Source organism: Rhizobacter sp. P3_C12, assembly GCF_056402735.1.
Window position 1 is genome coordinate 1 of sequence record NZ_JBFUGW010000429.1, and the last position, 3,705, is coordinate 3,705.

The window sequence follows — 3,705 nt, forward strand, 5'->3', positions numbered from 1 at the left end:
CTGCGCGGTGCGGCGCGCCCGCACGGCCAGCCGAGCGCCTGGCGCTCGCTGCTGCGCCTGCCGGGCGCCGCGGTGATCGCGAGCCGCGCGCTGTCGATCGACGTGCTGCGCTCGCTGCGGGTCGGCGACGTGGTGCTGCTGCCTGCGGAGCTGCAGGCGCTGGATGGTGCCGCCGCGGTGCTCAGGCTCGGGCCGCGCGGTGCGCGCTGCCTGGCGGCGCCGGGGCGGATTCAAGGCAATTCATGGACAGTCGAAGGAGGACTTCAGATGTTGGACGATGACCAGGACCTGCTCGCCGAACCGGGCGAGCCAGCGGATGCGATCGGCGAGCTCGAACTGCCGGTGCGTTTCGAGATCGAGACCGTGTCGGTGCCGCTGTCGGAGCTGGAGGCGATCGAGCCCGGCTACGTGATCGAGCTCGGCGCGCCGGCGGCCGAGGCGCGGCTGCGCCTCGTGTCGTGCGGCCAGGTGATCGGCCATGCGGAACTGGTGGCGGTCGGTTCGCGGCTGGGCGCCCGCATCACACGCATGGTGGCACGCGATGACGCAGACCACCACGGGTGAACTGCTCCCGCTGCTCGTCATCGCGTTCGCGATCGGCGTGCTGCCCTTCGTCGCGATGATGGTGACCTCGTACACCAAGATCGTCGTGGTGCTGGGGCTGCTGCGCAACGCGCTCGGCGTGCAGCAGGTGCCGCCCAACATGGTGCTCAACGGCATCGCGATCATCGTGTCGGCCTACATCATGGCGCCGCTGGTGATGGATTCGTACGACAAGATGAAGACCGAGGGCTTCGCACCCTCGAGCGCCGACCAGATCGGCCAGGTGCTGGAGGTCGCGAAGGAGCCGGTGCGCAAGTTCCTCGACAAGCATGCGCAGGCGCGCGAGAAGGCGTTCTTCCTGAAATCGGCGGCCGCGGTGTGGCCGCCGGAGCGGGCGAGGGCGCTGAAGGCCGACGACCTGATCGTGCTGGCCCCGGCCTTCACGCTGTCGGAGCTGACCGCGGCCTTCAAGATCGGCTTCCTGCTGTACCTGGCCTTCGTCGTCGTCGACCTGATCATCGCGAACATCCTGCTCGCGCTCGGCCTGTCGCAGGTGACGCCGACGCAGGTGGCGATCCCGTTCAAGCTGCTGCTGTTCGTCGTGATGGACGGCTGGTCGACGCTGATCCACGGCCTGGTGCTGACCTACAAATAGCGAGCCCACGACCATGGACTACGACAACATCGTTCGACTGACCTCGCAGGCCATGCTGCTGTGCCTGGTGGTCTCGCTGCCGGCGGTGCTGGTGGCGGCGCTGGTGGGCCTGCTGGTGTCCTTCGTGCAGGCGATCACCTCGCTGCAGGACCAGGCCATCTCGCAGGGCGCCAAGCTGATCGCGGTGGTGATCACGCTGGTGATCGCCGCACCGTGGGGCGCCTCGATGGTGCTCGGTTTCGCCCAGCAGGCGGTCCAGGCGGCACTGCAATGAACATGCTGCGCTCCTTCACCCGGATGACGCCGGTCGTCGCGCCGCGCGCGGCGGCGGTCGCGCCTGCCGCGACCGCCGCGCATGCCGCGCCGGCGGCGACGCCGCAGGCCGCGCACCAGAGCCCCGAGCACCACGGCCAGCACGGCCCGCACCGCTCCGGCGGACAGGRCCGCCAGGTGGGCGGCAACCGGCCGGGCGCGCGGCCCAAGCGGGCGAGCACCCACAAGGCGCGCAAGAGCCGGCGCCGCGGTGCGAACGGCATCCAGGGCGATGACGACGATCACGATTTCCACTCGGCGGAGTCGCAGCAGGCCGGCACCGAGGCCGTCAACCTGAAGGACCAGTCGCAGGATTCGGGCGATGACGAGGACCGCGGCGGCGGCGAGGAATCGCGCCAGGACAAGCTGGCGCGCGCGCGCAGCCTGTCGGAGAAATCGGATGAACCGGGCCGTGGCGGCTCGCCGCGCCGGGTGTTCGATTCGAAGATCCCGCTGCAGCGCTGCAAGAAGGGCATGCTGGGCGTGGTGCAGAAGACCGTGATCGACCGCGAGCTCAACAAGGCGTCGGAGACCGGCAACGGCGCGCTCGCGGCGAGTGCGCTGCGCAAGCTGAACCTGGCGCTGCTCGGCAGCACGCGTGCCGGCGCCCGGCTCGACAGCGGCGGGCTGGCGGCGGTGGCCGACTACCTGGTCGCGAACTACCTCAAGCCGGCGCTGCCCGAGGGGGGCTTCCCGATGTCGATCAAGTTGCTGCACTGGATGCTGCCGATGAAGCTGCTGCAGCTGCAGGCGCCGCGCACCGAGGAACAGGCCGCACTCAGCATTGCCAGGATGCTGGTGCAGGCCAGGAGGAACGAGCGATGAGTGCTGAGATGAACGAGGGCGAACTGCCCGAAGGCGCCGAGGGCGACGCGCCCGGCGGCGACGATCCCGACCACGAGCGCTACGTCGGCCTGCTGACGGCGCTGTGCGCCGAGCTCGACCTGCCGGACGTGCAGGCGGTGCTGCAGTCGCGGCGCGTCGAGGTCGAGGGCTTCAGCGTGATCGTCGACCACGTGTCGAACGATCCGCAGGCGATGTACATCCAGTTCGACTACGGCATCACGACGGCCGGGCGGACGCTGTCGATCTTCCGGCTGATGCTGGAATCGAACCTGCTCGTCTATGCGCAGGACCAGGCGCAACTCGGCCTGGATCCCGACACCGGATCGACCCAGCTGATCGTGCGCGTTCCGATGACCGACGACATCGACGGCGGCTGGCTGATGGAGACRCTGACGCACTACGCCGAGCACGGCCGCTACTGGAAGGATCACCTGCTGCAGGCGCCCGACGACATGTTCGAGGCCATCTCGGCTGGCGACTACCTCTGGCTGCGGGCGTGATGTAGCCCGGATGCCAATCCGGGATTCCCCATTGCACAATCCCGCTCCATGCCCGACAGCGACCCGCTCGACTTCTTCGAAGACCGCCCGACGCTCTGGCCGCACACCGCGCCGGAGCGGCTGTTGCCGTCGGAGGTCGAGCAGCGGCTGCTGAAGGCGATGGAGCGTGTCGGCGCCGACGGCCCGTACGCGGTGGCGCTGTGCGAGGAGGCGATCGCGCTGGCGCGCGCGAGCGGCGACGACGGCGAGATCGTGCGCACGCTGTTCCGCTCGGCCGCGCTGGTGCTGCAGGCGCGCCGCCCCGACCGCGCCTACGTGCTGTGCCTGGAGGCGCAGCAGGGCTTCGAGCGCCGCGACGACCGCTGGCGCGCCACCCGCATCCTGCTGCTGCGCGGCCAGTGCTGGCTCGAGGTCGGCGAGCACGAGCGCGCGATGACGCTGATCGCCGAGGCCGCCGAGCGCTTCCGGCTGATGGACAACCGCGCCGACGTGGCGCGCTGCCAGGCCGCGATGGCGATGGCGCACCGCCTGGGCGGCGACCTCGACAGCGCGATCGCGGTGGCCGCGCAGGCGGTCGGCACGCCCGGGGCGCCGAACGACCGCCACCTCGACATCAGCCTGCGCCACAACGAGGCGCTGATGCGGCTGGAGCGCGGCCGCCAGCTGGCGCAGCAGGGCGACGTGCAGGGCGCGCAGGCCGAATTCGCGCGCGCCTCGGCGGTGCTGCCCGATGCGCGCCACATCGATTCGCCGCGCAGCCAGCCCGATGGCGGCCAGGTGCTGCAGAACATCGCGCAGGTCGCGACCGCGATCGGCGACGACGCGACCGTGCTGCTCGCGCTGCGCCGG

General features: G+C 70.6%; 6 protein-coding genes. All 6 read left to right on the plus strand.

The features are described 5' to 3' along the window. Positions 1–564: type III secretion system cytoplasmic ring protein SctQ (gene sctQ, locus AC1DXV_RS32560; protein WP_477937616.1), on the plus strand; the 564-nt coding region annotated here is incomplete at its 5' end. Next, positions 542–1,198: a type III secretion system export apparatus subunit SctR gene (sctR, locus tag AC1DXV_RS32565; RefSeq protein WP_477937618.1), complete on the plus strand. Its 657-nt coding sequence runs from the start codon at positions 542–544 to the stop codon at positions 1,196–1,198. The genes sctQ and sctR, both read left to right, overlap by 23 nt. Before the next feature lie 13 nt (positions 1,199–1,211). Continuing rightward, entirely contained in the window at positions 1,212–1,472 is a 261-nt protein-coding gene (sctS, locus tag AC1DXV_RS32570; RefSeq protein ID WP_047505504.1) for a type III secretion system export apparatus subunit SctS, read from the plus strand. After that, positions 1,469–2,335, plus strand: coding sequence for a hypothetical protein (locus AC1DXV_RS32575; RefSeq protein WP_477937620.1), 867 nt, complete (start codon positions 1,469–1,471; stop codon positions 2,333–2,335). Before sctS ends, AC1DXV_RS32575 begins: the two co-directional genes overlap by 4 nt. Beyond that, complete coding sequence (locus AC1DXV_RS32580) at positions 2,332–2,856, plus strand: CesT family type III secretion system chaperone (RefSeq protein ID WP_477873667.1); 525 nt, start codon at positions 2,332–2,334, stop codon at positions 2,854–2,856. The genes AC1DXV_RS32575 and AC1DXV_RS32580 overlap by 4 nt, the downstream gene beginning before the upstream one ends. A 48-nt stretch (positions 2,857–2,904) precedes the next feature. After that, the coding region (locus tag AC1DXV_RS32585) for a tetratricopeptide repeat protein (protein ID WP_477937622.1) at positions 2,905–3,705 on the plus strand (801 nt) is incomplete at its 3' end.

Excerpts from the sequence above, each read along its gene's own strand:
- sctS (WP_047505504.1), top strand. The coding sequence starts at position 1,212 with ATGGACTACGACAACATCGTTCGACTGACCTCGCAGGCCATGCTGCTG.
- sctR (WP_477937618.1), top strand. The coding sequence starts at position 542 with ATGACGCAGACCACCACGGGTGAACTGCTCCCGCTGCTCGTCATCGCG.